At 71.4% G+C, this 15,195-nt stretch carries 9 protein-coding genes; 5 read left to right on the plus strand and 4 right to left on the minus strand.

Annotation, left to right across the window (positions count from 1 at the left end; all coding sequences use genetic code 11):
• Positions 1-56: 56 nt before the first annotated feature.
• Together H4696_RS45310 and H4696_RS45315 are read right to left on the minus strand one after the other, a co-directional pair.
• Positions 57-2,141 (minus strand): M4 family metallopeptidase, encoded by a 2,085-nt coding sequence (locus H4696_RS45310; protein WP_086861575.1) that lies wholly within the window; start codon positions 2,139-2,141, stop codon positions 57-59.
• A gap of 127 nt (positions 2,142-2,268) precedes the next feature.
• Entirely contained in the window at positions 2,269-3,429 is a 1,161-nt protein-coding gene (locus tag H4696_RS45315) for a saccharopine dehydrogenase family protein (protein WP_086861576.1), read from the minus strand.
• A 110-nt stretch (positions 3,430-3,539) separates the two neighbouring features.
• Here H4696_RS45315 and H4696_RS45320 point away from each other — a divergent pair, with 110 nt between their 5' ends.
• The 3 genes from H4696_RS45320 (at position 3,540) to hrpA (ending at position 9,101) form a co-directional block, all read left to right on the plus strand.
• On the plus strand, positions 3,540-4,703 hold the full coding sequence (locus tag H4696_RS45320) for a lactate 2-monooxygenase (protein WP_086861577.1): 1,164 nt from the start codon (positions 3,540-3,542) through the stop codon (positions 4,701-4,703).
• A 118-nt stretch (positions 4,704-4,821) separates the two neighbouring features.
• Positions 4,822-5,079, plus strand: coding sequence for a hypothetical protein (locus H4696_RS45325; protein WP_086861578.1), 258 nt, complete (start codon positions 4,822-4,824; stop codon positions 5,077-5,079).
• Between the two features lie 137 nt (positions 5,080-5,216).
• A complete protein-coding gene (hrpA, locus tag H4696_RS45330) occupies positions 5,217-9,101 on the plus strand; it encodes an ATP-dependent RNA helicase HrpA (protein WP_086861579.1) in 3,885 nt (1,294 codons plus the stop codon).
• 3 nt (positions 9,102-9,104) lie between these two features.
• Here the strand turns inward: hrpA and H4696_RS45335 are convergent, their stop codons facing one another.
• Positions 9,105-9,854, minus strand: coding sequence for a maleylpyruvate isomerase family mycothiol-dependent enzyme (locus H4696_RS45335; protein WP_192782896.1), 750 nt, complete (start codon positions 9,852-9,854; stop codon positions 9,105-9,107).
• A gap of 116 nt (positions 9,855-9,970) precedes the next feature.
• Between H4696_RS45335 and H4696_RS45340 the strand changes: the two genes are divergently transcribed.
• Complete coding sequence (locus tag H4696_RS45340; RefSeq protein WP_086858749.1) at positions 9,971-11,686, plus strand: sialidase family protein; 1,716 nt, start codon at positions 9,971-9,973, stop codon at positions 11,684-11,686.
• Positions 11,687-11,719: 33 nt separating this feature from the next.
• Here H4696_RS45340 and H4696_RS45345 read toward each other — a convergent pair whose 3' ends face one another.
• On the minus strand, positions 11,720-13,408 hold the full coding sequence (locus H4696_RS45345) for a bifunctional 3'-5' exonuclease/DNA polymerase (RefSeq protein WP_086858750.1): 1,689 nt from the start codon (positions 13,406-13,408) through the stop codon (positions 11,720-11,722).
• Positions 13,409-13,560: 152 nt separating this feature from the next.
• Here H4696_RS45345 and H4696_RS45350 point away from each other — a divergent pair, with 152 nt between their 5' ends.
• Positions 13,561-15,195 carry an acyl-CoA synthetase gene (locus H4696_RS45350; protein WP_192782897.1) on the plus strand — a complete coding sequence of 545 codons (1,635 nt, stop codon included), beginning with the start codon at positions 13,561-13,563 and terminating at the stop codon, positions 15,193-15,195.

A 15,195-nucleotide genomic window follows, 5' to 3' on the forward strand; every position in this document is an offset into this window, starting at 1 on the left:
GGAACAGCGCGCAACGAGGCCTGCCACCAAAGTAGGTGACAGGCCTCGCCGGGGGATCAACTGACCGTGAGCGCGGTGTCGTCCACGGCGAACGACGTCTGCAACGACTGGTCCTCGGTCCCGGCGAACTTCAGCGTCACCGTCTGCCCGGCGAACGACGACACGTCGATCGTCTTCTGGACGTACGCCGAGTTGCGGTCGAGGTTCGAGTACGTCGCCAGCGTCGTCGAGCCGAGGGAGACGACGAGCTTGTCGTACGCGACGTTCTCGGTCTCACCGGTCCACACGCGCAGCCAGAACGTCAGGCTCGCCCGGCAGTTCGCCGGGATCGTCACCGACTGCGAAAGCGTGTCGGTGTGCGCCGAACCCCAGCCGCCCAGCCACGAGTCGTAGCTGCCCGAGCGCGCCGGCGCCTGGCTGCCCCACTGGCCGATCGTGGTGTTCGGGTCGGTCCACGACGCCTGACCCGACTCGAAGCCCGGGTTCTGCACCTGCTGGCCGCTGCACCCGCCAGGGGGAGGTGTGGTGGTCGTCGGAGGCGGCGTCGTGGTGGTCGGCGGGGTGTCCGTGCACGTCGGATCGCCCGATTGCGCCGGCACGCTCACCGCGTTCCACGCCGCCTTCACGGTGTTGAACTCGGTGCAGCTGCCCGGGTACAGGTTCTTCGCGGCCTGCAGCGTCCACGTGCGGTACCGCAGGTAGCTGCTGCCGGACGTCTTCAGCTGCACGGCGCCGTGCATGATGTTGATCGCCTTGCGGATGCCGAGGCCGGTCACCGTCGTGTTGTTGCACGTCGAGCTGGTGGGCTGCCCGTTCGTCGGGTTGCTGCCCTCCGCGAGCAGGTAGAACCAGTGGTCGCCGGGCCCGGCCGCCTTGTGCACCTCCGCGTTCGGGATCGAGCTGGAGTAGCAGTTCGGGTCGCCGACCTTCGACGGGTCGTACATGTAGCGGATCGCGCCGGTGCCGACCAGGTTGACCTCCTCGCCGATCGCGTAGTCCGGCGGGTCGTACTGCGACGGCTCGTTCGCGTAGAACTCCGTCGCGGTGCCGAAGGTGTCGGCGATGAACTCCTGCGTGCCGCCGCCGGAGAAGCCGCCGGAGCCGGAGTAGTCGTCGATGCCGTGGCCCATTTCGTGGCCCAGGATGTCGAGCGAGCCGACCCATTCGCCGCTCGGGTTGTGCCCGAGGTTCACGTACGCCGGGCGCGAGTTGTAGTAGTACGCGTTTTCGTCGTCGAGGCCGACGCGGATCTTCCACGCGCCGCCGTTGCCGGTGAAGCCGTTGCGGCCCACCCATTCCGACAGCATCTTCTTTTCGGTCTGCGCGACGAACAACGCGTCCGCGCAGCCGGTTTCGATGTTCGTGCCGCTGCCGTTGCCCCAGCTGTCGTCCGGCCCGGTCAGGACAGCGTCGCTGCTGTAGTTGCGGCAGTCGAGGTTGGCGGTGTTCGGGTCGGCCATCGAGTACGTGCTGCCGGACTTCGTGGTGTCGAGCGCCAGCGGCGACGGGCCGTTCCACTTGCCGGTGCCGGTGCCCGCGGCGACGTGCTCCACGGTCCGCAGGACGCGGCCGTCGACCGCGTCGACGTAGACGCTCAGGCTGCTCGGCTCGCCGTGCTCGTCGGTGCCTTCGACGTTGCTTTCGTAGGCGAGCCGCCCGGCGCCGTCGGCGACCACGACGAGCTTGCCGCCGGGCAGGCTCTTCGGGCCGCTGACCTGCCGGCGCGCCACGGTTTCGGCCTGCTGCGCGGACAGCTTGGCGCCGTGGACGTCGAGGTCGCCGAGGGGTTGCTGCTGCGCCACGGACGTCGTTTTCACCGTCCCGGCCGCGTCGGTGGCGATGACCAGGTCGCCGCCGATCACGGGCAGGCCGTCGTAGGTGCGGTCGTAGACGACGTACGACAGCCCGCCGGCGGACCGCACGGCCCGCTGGACGAACTTGTCGTGCGCGCCGGTGAACAGTGCGGCGGGGCGGGCCGCGACCAGGCTCGCGGCGGCGCCGGTGGCGTTGGCCTGCGCCTGGGCGGCGGAAGGTGGCGGCTCGGGCGTGGGCTGGGCGGGCGCGGCGACGGCGATGCCGACCACCACCATGCCCGCCGCCGTGGCGCCGCCGAGCGCGGCGAACCGTTGCGGCAATCTCATGACGCTCCTTGGAAAACGCGATGGGGGAAGGGGAGAACCCGATCGACGCTAATCGCGGAGCAGGGGCGTCAGAAGATTCATCACAGCACCGGATTTTCACGCCCGGCACTGTGAAAGCGTGAAAACCTCAGAGCGTTTCGAAGCGAATGCCCGCCTTGACAAGACGGTCGATGAGCGCGTCGCCCATCGCGGTCGCGGTGGTCACCTGGCCCGCCGTTTCCGGGAGCTCGTCGGTCGCCAGGCACAACGCCGATTCCGCGAGCATCTTCGCCGTTTCGTCGTAGCCGGGATCGCCGCCGGACACCTCGGTGACGACCCGCGAGCCGCCGCCTTCGCCGATGAACCGCACCGAGAACCACGACCGCGCGCGACGCTCGGGGCTCGGCCCGTCGCCGGGCGCGAGCAGCCGTGACAGCGCCCGCCGCGCCGGTGGCACCTGCGCCGCGGCGAGCAGGGCACCAGCACCGGCCACGCCGCCGGCCAGCACCGGCAGGTGCTTGACCGCGGCGAAGTGCCGGTAGGTGAAGTCCGGGCCGTAGCGCTCGGACGCGGCCGCCGACCGGCGGACGACCTCGGGGTCGATGGTCGGCAGCGGCACCGCCCACCAGCCCGGTTCGGCGACCCGGTGCGGGCGCCCGAGCGGGGCACGGGCGAACCGGCCGGCGGGCCGCGGTTCGGCGGCCGCGCGCTCGCGAGCGACCCGGGCCCCGGCCGGCAGCCGGGACATGATGGTCAGCGCGCTGAGGAACGTGCCGCCGGACGGCATCCCGCCGGCCCGCACGTAGCCGTCGACCTGCAGCGGCACGCCTTCGGGCAGCTGCCGCACGGTGTACCGGACGCCGAGGTCGTGCGGGATCGAGTCGAACCCGCACGAGTGCACGAGCCGCGCCCCGGTCTCGCGGGCCCGCCGGTCGTGCGCCAGGTACATCCGGTCGACGAACTCGGGTTCGCCGGTGAGGTCGACGTAGTCGGTGCCCGCCTCGGCGCACGCCGCCACCAGCGGTTCGCCGTGCGTCAGGTACGGCCCGACGGTCGTGATGACCACTTTCGCCGATTCGGCTACGGCCCGCAGCGACGCGGGGTCGGCGGAGTCGGCGATCAGCAGGTCGAGAGTGGCGAACCGGTCGTCGATCGCCGCCAGGCGGTCCCGGACGGCTTCGAGCTTGCCGCGGTTGCGCCCGGCCAGCGCCCAGCGCAGGCCGGCGGGCGCGTGGCGGGCCAGGTACTCGGCGGTCAGCCCGCCGGTGAACCCGGTGGCACCGAACAGGACCACGTCGTGCGCGCGCATCGCTTCTCCTCCTCCGACGTCGGGCCCGCTCAGGTTACCCGCCGGTCACTTCGGGGCGCCGGGTGAAAGTACCGGCGAGTACAGTCCCCTCGAACGCGAGGAGGAAACCCGTGACCGAACGCTTCGGCAGCTATCAGAACGAGCTCTACCTGCAAGGACTCGGTGGTCAGCTGCCGCCGTGCTCGACCGACTCGACCAAGCTCGAGGCGTCGGCCCGTGAGCTCATGGCGCCCGGCCCGTTCTCCTACGTCGCCGGCGCGGCCGGGTCCGGCGCGACCGCGCGCGCCAACCGCGAGGCGTTCGACCGCTGGCGCATCGTGCCGCGGATGCTGACCGGCGCCACCGACCGCGACCTGGCGACGACGGTGCTCGGCACCCGGCTGCCGGCGCCGGTGGCCGTCGCGCCGGTCGGCGTCCAGTCGATCGTGCACCCGGACGCCGAGTCCGCGACCGCCCGCGCCGCCGCGTCGGTCGGGGTGCCGTTCATCCTGTCCACGGCGTCCTCGACCGGCATCGAAGACGTCGCCGCGGCCAACGGCGACGGCCCGCGCTGGTTCCAGCTGTACTGGCCGGGCGACAACGACGTCTGCGCGAGCCTGCTGACGCGGGCGAAGAACGCGGGTTACACGGCACTGGTCGTCACGCTCGACACGTGGACGCTGGCCTGGCGACCGTCCGATCTGGACCAGGCGTACCTGCCGTTCCTCAAGGGCGAGGGGTGCGCCGTCCCGTTCACCGACCCGGTGTTCCGCGGCCTGCTGGAGAAGACCCCGGAAGAGGACCCGAGCATGGCGATCCTGCGCTGGATCGGCATGCTCACCGGCACCGACCGGACGTGGGACCAGCTGCCGTTCCTGCGCGAGCACTGGGACGGCCCGATCGTCCTCAAAGGCATCCAGCACGTCGCCGACGCGCGCCGCGCGGCCGAGGCCGGCGTGGACGGCATCGTCGTGTCGAACCACGGCGGCCGCCAGGTCGACGGCGCGATCGGCGCGTTGGAGGCGCTGCCCGGCATCGTCGCGGCGGTCGGCGACCGGCTGGAAGTCCTCTTCGACTCGGGTATCCGCACCGGCGCGGACGTCCTCAAGGCGATCGCGCTGGGCGCGCGGGCGGTGCTGGTCGGCCGTCCGTGGGTCTACGGCCTCGCGCACGCGGGCGAGGACGGCGTCCGGCACGTGCTGCGGAGCCTGCTGGCGGACTTCGACCTGACCATGGGGTTGTCGGGCCACCGCAGCCTGGCGGACCTCGGCCCGGACTCGCTCCGGCGGAGCTGAGATAACGAATCGGGAAACCAGGGGACAACTGCGGACCCGGTCGCTACCGTTCGGTTCCCAATCGCGGGCCGTCGGGGGCGGCCGGCTCCCGTTTCCCTTTTCCCGTTGGGGGTTTTCCATGGCCGGAATCGCCATGCGCATCGGTGTCGTCTTCGCCGTCCTGGGCTTCGGCTCGCTCATCCTCGAGCAGTTCGACTACGAGTTCCGGCTGATCGCCTGGGCGTCGGACATGCAGCCGTGGTTCGGCATCGCCCTCGGCGTCGTCGGTCTCGCCCTGTGCGGCGTCTCGGCGCTGGCCGGCCGCGCCAAGGCCACGCCGCCGCAGCCCGCCACGCCGCAGCAGCAGTACCCGCAGCAGCCCGGCCAGCCCGGCTGACCCACTGTCCGCTGTCCGTGAAGGCCTCCTTACCGGCTTGATGCGCCGGTAAGGAGGCCTTCACGGCGTGCGCCCGGTCACGTGGGCGGGATATTGGGAGGCCCGGGTCGTCACGCACGGCTATCCTTGGGCCGAGCATGTCCACGCCATCCCCCTTCGCCGCCCTGCGGGCGCGCCTGCCCGAGCTGATGCCGCGCGACGAACAACGTCTGCGCCGCCGGCTCGACGGCGCCCGCAAAGCCCGTGACCGCGACGCCGCACTGGCGCAGATCTCCGCCGACATCGAAAAGGCCGAGCTGCGTGTGCAGTCGCGGCGCGAGAGCGTGCCCAAGATCGAATTCCCCGAAGAGCTGCCGGTCAGCAAGCTCCGGGGCGAGATCGCGGCCGCCATCGAGAAGCACCAGGTCGTGATCGTCGCGGGGGAGACCGGGTCGGGCAAGACCACCCAGCTGCCGAAGATCTGCCTCGAGCTGGGCCGCGGCATCCGCGGGCAGATCGGGCACACCCAGCCGCGACGGCTGGCCGCGCGCACGGTCGCCGACCGGATCGCCGGCGAGCTGAAGACCGAGCTCGGCGACGCCGTCGGCTACAAGGTCCGCTTCACCGACCAGTCCGGGCAGGACACGCTGGTCAAGCTGATGACCGACGGCATCCTGCTCGCCGAGATCCAGACCGACCGGTCGCTGCGCCAGTACGACACGCTCATCATCGACGAGGCCCACGAGCGCAGCCTCAACATCGACTTCATCCTCGGCTACCTCAAGCAGCTGTTGCCGCGCCGCCCCGACCTCAAGGTCATCATCACCTCGGCCACCATCGACCCGGAGCGCTTCTCCAAGCACTTCGACGACGCGCCGATCGTCGAGGTCTCCGGCCGGACGTACCCGGTCGAGGTGCGCTACCGGCCGCTCGTCGACCCCGACGATCCCGACGCCGACGACGAGCGCGACCAGACCCAGGGCATCCTCGACGCCGTCGAAGAGCTGTGCGCCGAGGGGCCCGGCGACATCCTCGTGTTCCTCTCCGGCGAGCGCGAAATCCGCGACACCGCGGACGTCCTGAACCGCGCGAACCTGCGCAACACCGAGGTTCTGCCGCTGTACGCGCGGCTCTCGGCGGCCGAGCAGCACCGCATCTTCCAGTCCCACACCGGGCGGCGCGTCGTGCTCGCGACGAACGTCGCCGAGACGTCGCTGACCGTGCCGGGCATCAAGTACGTCGTGGACCCGGGCACGGCGCGGATCTCCCGCTACAGCCACCGGACCAAGGTGCAGCGGCTGCCGATCGAGCCGGTGTCGCAGGCGTCGGCGAACCAGCGCAAGGGCCGCTGCGGCCGCACCTCCGACGGCATCTGCATCCGGCTCTACTCCGAAGAGGACTTCGAGGCGCGGCCCGAGTTCACCGACCCCGAGATCCTGCGGACCAACCTGGCGTCGGTCATCCTGCAGATGACCTCGCTGGGCCTCGGCGACATCGCCGCTTTCCCGTTCGTCGAGCCGCCGGACCGCCGCCAGGTCACCGACGGCATCGGCCTGCTGATGGAGCTCGGCGCGTTCTCGTCCGCCGGCGCCGACCGCAGCCTGACCGACATCGGCCGCAAGCTCGCGCAGCTGCCGGTCGACCCGCGGATGGGCCGGATGGTCCTGGAAGCCGCGAAGAACGGTTGCGTCCGCGAGGTCATGATCATCGCCGCCGCACTGTCCATCCAGGACCCGCGCGAGCGGCCGGCGGAGAAGCAGCAGGCGGCCGACGCCCAGCACGCGCGCTTCGCCGACCCGACGTCGGACTTCCTCGCCTACCTCAACCTCTGGGAATACGTCGCCGAGCAGCAGAAGGCGTTGTCCGGCAACCAGTTCCGCCGGATGTGCCGCACCGAGTACCTCAACTACCTGCGGTTGCGCGAGTGGCAGGACATCTTCAGCCAGCTCCGCCAGCTGGCCAAGCCGCTCGGCATCTCGCTGAACACGAACACCGCCCCGGTGGACCCGCAGCGCGTGCACACGTCGCTGATCGCCGGGCTGCTTTCGCACATCGGGCTCAAGGACCCCGCGAAGGGCGACTACCTGGGCGCGCGCGGCGCCCGCTTCGGCGTGTTCCCCGGCTCGGCGCTGTTCAAGAAGCAGCCGCGCTGGGTGATGTCGGCCGAGCTGGTCGAGACCTCGAGGCTGTGGGCGCGGGTCAACGCGCGCATCGAACCCGAGTGGGTCGAGCCGCTGGCCCAGCACGTCGTCAAGCGGAACTACTCCGAGCCGCACTGGGAACGCAAGCAGGGCGCGGTGATGGCGACGGAGAAGGTGACGCTCTACGGCGTCCCGCTGATCGCCGACCGCCGCGTCAACTACGGCCGGATCGACCCGGAAGTGTCGCGGGCGATGTTCATCCGGCACGCGCTGGTCGAGGGCGACTGGCAGACGCGCCACCACTTCTTCGCCGAGAACCGCGCGCTCCTGGAGGAGGTCGAGGACCTCGAGAACCGCGCGCGGCGGCGCGACATCCTCGTCGACGACCAGACGCTGTACGAGTTCTACGACGCCCGCGTCCCGGACGACGTCGTTTCGGTGCGGCACTTCGACAGCTGGTGGAAGAAGGCCCGGCACGAGCAGCCGGACCTGCTGTCGTTCGAGAAGTCCATGCTCATCAACGAGACCGCGGGCGGCGTGCGGGAGTCGGACTACCCCGACTCGTGGACCCACGGCACGCAGGTCTTCAAGCTGACCTACCAGTTCGAGCCGGGCGCGGACGCCGACGGCGTCACCGTGCACATCCCGCTGCCGGTGCTGAACCAGGTGACGCCGGACGGCTTCGACTGGCAGGTGCCGGGTCTCCGGTCGGAACTGGTCACCCAGCTGATCAAGTCGCTGCCGAAGGCGTTGCGGCGCAACTTCGTCCCGGCGCCGGACACGGCCCGCGATGTCCTTTCGCGAGTGTCCCCTTCGGACGGTTCGTTACTGGAGGTGCTCGGGCGCGAGCTCCGGGCGCTGCGCGGCATCACCGTGCCGTACGCGGACTGGGACCTTTCGTCGGTGCCCGAACACCTGAAGATGACGTTCCGGGTGGTCGACGAGCGCGGCAAGAAGGTGGCCGAGGGCAAGGACGTCGAGGAACTGCAGCGGCGGCTGGCCCCGAAGGTCCGCGCGACGATCTCCAAGGCGGCCAACACCCTGGAGAAGGCCGGCCTGACGAAACCGGCGTTCGGCTCGCTGCCGAAGGTGTTCGAGTCGACGCAGCGCGGCCACGACGTCAAGGCGTACCCGGCGCTGGTCGACGAGGGCGCGTCGGTCGCGGTGCGCATGCTGGACACCCCGGGCCAGCAGGCCCACGCGATGTGGGCGGGCACGCGGCGGATGCTGCGGCTGAACCTGAACTCGCCGATGAAGTTCATCACGAGGTCGCTGACGAACTCGTCGAAGCTGGTGCTGAACCGGAACCCGCACGGCAGCGTCGCGGCCCTGCTCGAGGACTGCGTCGACTGCGCGGTGGACGCCCTGATGACGGCCGGCGGTGGCCCCGCCTGGGACGAAACGGGCTTCGCGGTGCTGCTGGAGAAGGTCCGCGCGGGCCTGCACCCGGAAGTGCTCGCGGTGCTGACGGACGTCGAGAAGATCCTGCGCGCGGCGAACGACGTCGAGGTCCTGCTCCCGGCCACGCGCGGCCCCGCGGAGTCGCTCGCCGACATCCGCGCGCAGCTCGCCGCGCTGGTGTACCCGGGTTTTGTGACGGAGACGGGTGCTTCGCGGCTGCGGAACGTCGTGCGCTACCTGCAGGGCATCTCGCGCCGGCTGGAGAAGCTGCCGACGGAGCCGACGCGCGACCTGCAGCGGACCGCCGACGTCGCGTGGATCCAGGCCGAGTACGCCGACGCGCTGGGTTCACTGCCGCCGGGCACGTCGTCGCCGGCGTTGCGCGAGGTGCGGTGGATGATCGAGGAGCTGCGGGTTTCGTTCTTCGCGCAGACGTTGGGGACGGCGCACCCGGTGTCGCTGAAGCGGATCACGAAGGCGATCGACGACGCGCTGGCGTGACGTTCAGAGGAAGACGCGGGCGATGTCCAGCCACTTGTCCGCGTCTTCGCCGACCGCGGTGAGGCCGGTTTCGGCGCGGGTGCGGCGGTGGGTGACCCGCAGGCAGAAGTCGAGTGCGCTGCCCCGGATGCGCTGAGCGGCGGCTTCGGGGCCCCACGTCCAGAGTTCGCCACCGGGACCGGTGAGTTCGACGCGGAACTCCTCGGCCGGCATCGGCGCCTGCGCCGCGTAGAACGACAGCCCCCGGCCGGCCACGCCCAGTGCGGCCACGTGCCGGAGCCGCCCGGTCGGCCGCCGCTCGGCCCCGAACGCGTCGATGACGTCCTGTCCGTGCGCCCACGTTTCCATCAGCCGGAGCGGCACCATCAGCACCGCGGTCACCTGCGAACCGAACCAGGGGAACGCGTGGTCCAGCGGCACCTCGCCGAGCGCGGCCGCCAGAGCGGCCCGGCCGGTGCGCCAGCGTCCGAGCAGCACCGGGCGCGGTTCGGCCGCTCCTGCGGCGGCTTCGAGGTCGGCGTCCTTCGGCACGGCGTCGAAGGCAGCCGGACGGCGGATGGCGGTGAGCGCGTTCGCGTCGGCCGCGGCGAGGTGGGCGATCTGGTGCGCGACCGTCCAGCCCGCGGCCGGGGTGGGCCGGGACCAGCCGGCTTCCGCGGTCACGAGGGCGTCGAGTTCGTCGCCTTCGGCCACCAGGTCGGGCAGTGCGAGGTCACGCGGAACCGCGGAGAGGTCGAGCCCGTAGTCGATCATCGCTTTCAGGCTACCGAAAATCGGTTTGTCCGGCTCCGCACTTCCGTCGGTTGACCGGGTGCGGGGACCCGGGAAGCCTGATCCGGCTGAAGACCCTCCTGGGAAAGGACCTTCCGATGTCCTTGGGTGTTTCGTCCGCCAAGCGAAGAATCCTCGCCACCCTCACCGCGCTCGTGCTGCCGCTCACCATCGTGCTCGCGCCGGCCGCGCACGCCGCCGAGCCGCGGCACACCGTGCCGAACCCGTTGCTCAAGGAACGGTTCGCCGACGGAGACGAGGAGGACGTCGACAACCCGGCGTTGTCCGCGCTCTGCCAGAGCTACCTCGGCAAACCGAACCCGTACCGGCCGCTCGGGTCCAACCGCGACGTCATCGACGGCGACACCATCGTGCCGACCGGCAGCCAGACCGGGTGCAGCACCGCCCAGAACGAGACGACCATCGCCGTCAACCCCGAGAACCCGCGCAACATCGTCGCCGGGTCCAACGACTACCGGCTCTACAACACCCGCGAGTCCCGCAACGACTCCGGCGGCTTCGCCTACACCTCGTTCGACGGCGGCAAGACCTGGGCGAACGTCCAGCTCCCGCACCTGGACTTCCCGACCGGAGCGGCCGCGCCACTGTCCTACATGGACGCCGCGGGCGATCCGGCGATCGCGTTCGGACCGCACAACACCGTCTACTACGCGACGCTCGTGTTCAGCCGGGCCGCGGTGCCGGAGGAGCAGCAGCTCGCGAGCGGCATCGCCGTGTCGGTGTCGCACGACGGCGGGCGCAGCTTCGGCGACCCGGCGATCCTGCATCTCGACGGCGTCACCCCGGCCGGCACCCCGACGCCCGCGAACATCTTCAACGACAAGGAGTGGATCGCGGCCGACCCGGTGTCGGGTACGGTCTACGTCACCTGGACCCAGTTCACCTACGACGCCGCGGGCAACTTCGTCGAATCGCCGATCGTGCTCTCGAAATCCGGCGACTTCGGCCGGACGTGGTCCCCGATGCGCCGGGTTTCGCCTTCGCTGACCGGCTTCACGGGCGGCATCACGCCGTTCGGCAGCGGTTCGAACCCGGTGGTCACCCGCGACGGGACGCTGCAGATCGCCTACGAGACGTCGGTGTGCGCCACGGCCGCGTGCGATCGGCCGACCGACCACGACGCCGTCGTCGTGGCGACCTCGCGCGACGGCGGCCGGACCTTCCGGCACGCCGAAGTGGGCCTCGACTTCGACTTCCCGGTCGACGAAGACGTCGCCAACAACGCCCTGACCGGCGAGAACTTCCGGGTGAACAGCTTCCCGCAGCTCGCCTACGACCGCGCGACCGACCACCTGTGGGTGACCTGGGCCGACGACCGCAACGGCACCTACCGCGACGGCGAGTCGGTCAAGACGAACGGGGACGCGTTCCTCAGCGGCTCCGACGGGCAGCACGGCTGGTCGAAGCCGGTGAAGATCGGCACCGGCGCCGACGAGGTGTTCCCCGCCGTCGCGGCGCTGGCCGGGCGCGTGGCCGTCACCTTCTACACGCGCACCTACGACCCGGACGGCATCGGCTTGGACTACGCCTACGCCACCGGCTGGGGCGACGGCGCGGGCACGGCCCCGATCCGGCGGATCACGACGCAGACGTCGAACCCGCAGGTGCAGTTCGTGTCGTCCGGCGCGGTGACCGGGAAGGAGCTCCAGGGCGTGTTCATCGGCGACTACACCGCGGCCGCGGTCGGCGCCGACTTCCGCTTGTACCCGTGCTGGACCGACTTCCGCGGCAATCCGGGCCGGACCCTGCCGAACCAGGACGTCGTGACGCAGCCGCTCTCGATGTTCCCGTAGGCGAGCGAGCCGTGCCGGGATGACCGGCACGGCTCACTTCGCGTCGGCGTACGTGTCCACCGGGGCGATGTGCAGCGGGAACCGCACCGGGCAAGCCGGGCCGAAGAGCATGCGCGCCGCCTCCGCCACGCTGTCCGTGATGGCTGTGGTCACCTCCTCGGCCTGCTCTTCCGGGGTGTGGACGATGACCTCGTCGTGCTGGAAGAACACCAGGTGCGCGGGGGCCGGCAGGCGCTGCCGCAGCGTCGCCAGCATGACCGCTGTCATGTCGGCCGCGCTGGCCTGGACCACGAAGTTGCGCGTGAAGCGGCCCCAGCCGCGGGAGGCGCGGCGGGCCTTCAGTTCCGCCGCCTCGTCCGAAGCCAGGCCGCCGGTCAGCGCGCGCCACGCCGCCGAGGGGGCCGGCGACGTGCGGCCCAGCCGGGAGCGGACCCGCTCGCCGCGTTCGCCCGCCTGGGCGGCTCGCTCCACATAGGACACCGCGTCCGGGAACCGCTGGCGCAGCAACCCGAGCAGCGGGCCCGCTTCGCCGGACGTGCCGCCGTACATCGCCGACAGCATTGCGATCTTCGCGCGTGCCCGGTCGTCCCGGTCGTCGTCCGCGGCCGGGACCCAGCGCGCGCCCGAGAACAGTGCCTCGCCGAGCCGCGCGTACAGGTCGGTCGCCGCCGCGACGTCGGCCAGGCGCCGGTCGCCCGACAACGCCGTGAGCACCCGGGGCTCCAGCTGGGCGGCGTCGGCCACCACCAGCTTCCAGCCCGGGTCCGCCCGGACGCACGTGCGCAGCACCTTCGGGATCTGCAGCGCGCCGCCGCCCCGGCTGGCCCAGCGCCCGGACACCACGCCGCCCACGACGTAGTGCGGGCGGAACCGCCCGTCGGTGACCCATTCGTCGAGCCACGCCCACCCGTTCGCCGTGTACAGCCGCGAAAGCTCCTTGTACTCCAGCAGTGGCGCGACGGCCGGATGATCGATCCCGCGAAGCAGGTACTTCCGCGCCGCCGGCACCTCGATCCCTTCCCGCGCCAGCGCGCGGACCACGCTCGGCGGCGAGTCCGGGTTCACCGGCCGCCCGCCGAACGCTTCGCTGATCTTCGCCGCCAGCTCCACCAGTGCCTTCGGCCGCTCGCCGGGGCGCACCCGCGGACCGAGCCGGGAGACCAGCAGCGCCTCGTGCAGGTCGGCCCGCCAGGGCAGCCCGTCGGCCGACATCTCCGCCGCGGCCAGCGCGCTCGCCGACTCGGCCGCCAGCAGCAGCCGCATCCGGTCGGGGTGCTCGGTCGCGGCCACCCGCCGCTCCTGCTCGGCCAGCACGCGCCGGACCGCCGTGACGACCGTCACGCCCTCGGGCAGGGTCGGCACCCGTGTCTCGAACAGCGTCGGCTGCGCCAGCTCGACCGACGCCGAATCCGGGGGCGGTTCCTCGCCGTTCGCCCTGGCCCAGGCCGCGCGCAGGCTCCGCGGCTGCTCCTCCGCGCCCTCATACGCCAGCAGCAGCCCCTCCGCCAGCGCGACGTCGTAGCAGCGGCGCACCCGCACCCCGGCCGCGACGAGCACCGGGTACGTCGACTCCGCCGACGGGAACACCCACCGGGGCTCCAGCGACGCCTCCAGCTCCCGCGCCGACCTGGCGAAACCCGCTTCGTCCAGCCCCGTCAGCGTCGATGACGGCGTGTGCACGGTGAAGCTCCCGTCCTCCTCACGCCCCGCGATCACCTGCACGAAGACATTGTGCCGACCACCACCGACAGTTTCCGCGCGCTCGCGGGTGGTGCGTTCGGCCTACGGTTGGTTTACTCTCCAGTAGCTCCCATACCGCCGGTACGCCCGCCGTCGGCGTGGGCTCTCTTCCCCGCAGCAACGGAGGTGCCTGGATGAGCCTGGTCGAGCTCGCCACGCAGGTGGCGGACAAGGTGGCCGAGACGGCCCGCAGTGTCGACGTGATGCGGCGCGCGGGTCTCGTCCCCTTCCCGAGGCTCGACGAGGGGGTCCGGTCGCTGGTCGCGATCCGCAAGTTCGGGCCCTTCGCCGGCGCGAACCACATCTCCGCGCGCCGCGACCCGACCGCCGTCGGCATCGTCGACGAGCTCGGCCCGCTCACCTACAAGCAGCTCGACGACCAGTCGAACGCGCTGGCCAGGGCGTGGTCGGAGCGCGGCATCGAGGCGGGCCAGGTCGTCGCCGTGCTCTGCCGCGACCACCGCGGCCTGGTCCTCACGATGGCGGCGGCCGGCAAGCTCGGCGTCCGCCTGCTGCTGATGAACACCGGGTTCGCGAAGCCGCAGCTGGCCGACGTCGCCGAGCGCGAAGGCGTCACCGCGCTGGTGTACGACCAGGAGTTCACCGGGCTGCTCGACGCGATGCCCGCGGGCGTCGACCGCTACCTAGCCTGGGTCGACCCGGACAGCGACCTGGCCGACCGGACGGTGCCGGTGCTCAGCGAGATCATCGCCAGCACCGACGACCGGCCGTGGCCCGCCCCGGCCAAGCCGGGCGGTTTCGTCCTGCTGACCAGCGGTACGACCGGCACCCCGAAGGGCGCGCCGCGGCCGCACACCTCGGCGCTGGCGTCGGCGCAGTTCCTCGACCGGATCCCGCTGCGCTCGAACGAGGCCACCTACATGGGCGCGCCGCTGTTCCACGGCACCGGGCTCTCGCAGTTCATCCTGTCCTTCGCGCTCGGCTCGACGGTCGTGATGCGCCGCAAGTTCAACCCGGAGGAGGCGCTGCGCGGCGTCGCCGAGCACAAGTGCACCGCGCTCGTGCTGGTGCCGACGATGCTGCAGCGCATCGTCGACCTGCCGAAGGAGACCCGCGAGAAGTACGACACGTCGTCGCTGCGGATCATCTTCGTCGCCGGCTCGGCGCTGTCGCCGGACCTGGGCAACCGCGCGAACGAGGCGTTCGGGCCCGTGGTGCACAACCTGTACGGCTCGACCGAGGTCGCGGTGGCGACGGTCGCGACGCCGGAGGACTGGCGGAAGGCGCCGGGCACGGTCGGCCGCGCACCGGTCGGCTGCAAGGTGGCGCTGTACGACGAAAAGGGCCGCAAGATCACCGAGCCGAACGTGACCGGCCGGGTGTTCGTGGGCAGCGGCCTGAGCTTCGGCGGCTACACCGACGGCCGCCACAAGGAGATCATCGACGGCCTGCTGTCGAGCGGCGACGTCGGCCACTTCGACGAGGACGGGTTGCTCTTCATCGACGGCCGCGACGACGAAATGATCGTCTCCGGCGGCGAGAACGTGTTCCCGATCGAGGTGGAGAACCTCTTGGTGGAGCGGGAAGACGTGCTCGAGGCGGCGGTGATCGGCGTCGAGGACCCGGAGTTCGGCCAGCGGCTGAAGGCGTTCGTGGTGCTCGCCGACGGTGTTTCGCTGGACGCCGACGAGGTGCGGGACTACGTGAAGGCGAACCTGGCGCGGTACAAGGTGCCGCGGGACGTCGAGTTCCTGGACGAGCTGCCGCGGAACGCGACCGGGAAGGTGTTGCGCACCAAGCTTTCCTGA

The organism is Amycolatopsis lexingtonensis (genome assembly GCF_014873755.1).
Lineage (GTDB): Bacteria > Actinomycetota > Actinomycetes > Mycobacteriales > Pseudonocardiaceae > Amycolatopsis > Amycolatopsis lexingtonensis.

Excerpts from the sequence above, each read along its gene's own strand:
- H4696_RS45310 (WP_086861575.1), bottom strand. The coding sequence starts at position 2,141 with ATGAGATTGCCGCAACGGTTCGCCGCGCTCGGCGGCGCCACGGCGGCG.
- H4696_RS45315 (WP_086861576.1), bottom strand. The coding sequence starts at position 3,429 with ATGCGCGCGCACGACGTGGTCCTGTTCGGTGCCACCGGGTTCACCGGC.
- H4696_RS45325 (WP_086861578.1), top strand. The coding sequence starts at position 4,822 with ATGGCCGGAATCGCCATGCGCATCGGTGTCGTCTTCGCCGTCCTGGGC.
- hrpA (WP_086861579.1), top strand. The coding sequence starts at position 5,217 with ATGTCCACGCCATCCCCCTTCGCCGCCCTGCGGGCGCGCCTGCCCGAG.
- H4696_RS45335 (WP_192782896.1), bottom strand. The coding sequence starts at position 9,854 with ATGATCGACTACGGGCTCGACCTCTCCGCGGTTCCGCGTGACCTCGCA.
- H4696_RS45340 (WP_086858749.1), top strand. The coding sequence starts at position 9,971 with ATGTCCTTGGGTGTTTCGTCCGCCAAGCGAAGAATCCTCGCCACCCTC.
- H4696_RS45350 (WP_192782897.1), top strand. The coding sequence starts at position 13,561 with ATGAGCCTGGTCGAGCTCGCCACGCAGGTGGCGGACAAGGTGGCCGAG.